Raw genomic sequence first — 281 nt, 5'->3', positions numbered from 1 at the left:
TAAGCCTGTTATCCCCGGGGTAGCTTTTATCCGTTGAGCGACGGCCCTTCCATTCGGCACCGCCGGATCACTAAGCCCGACTTTCGTCCCTGCTCGACTTGTAGGTCTCGCAGTCAAGCTCCCTTCTGCCTTTACACTCTACGAATGATTTCCAACCATTCTGAGGGAACCTTTGGGCGCCTCCGTTACTCTTTAGGAGGCGACCGCCCCAGTCAAACTGCCCACCTGACACTGTCTCCGAACCGGATCACGGTTCTGGGTTAGAATGTCCGTACAGCCAG

The 281-nt window shown here is 55.9% G+C and carries 1 rRNA gene; it reads right to left on the bottom strand.

Annotation, left to right across the window (positions count from 1 at the left end):
* Window positions 1–281: ribosomal RNA gene (locus tag GH754_RS19390) — 23S ribosomal RNA — on the bottom strand; the annotation flags it as partial.

Origin of the sequence: Salinibacillus xinjiangensis, assembly GCF_009649735.1 — a bacterium.
Lineage (GTDB): Bacteria > Bacillota > Bacilli > Bacillales > Alkalibacillaceae > Salinibacillus > Salinibacillus xinjiangensis.
Note: the sequence above shows the minus strand (reverse complement) of the source record. Positions and strands in the feature narration are given on the sequence as shown.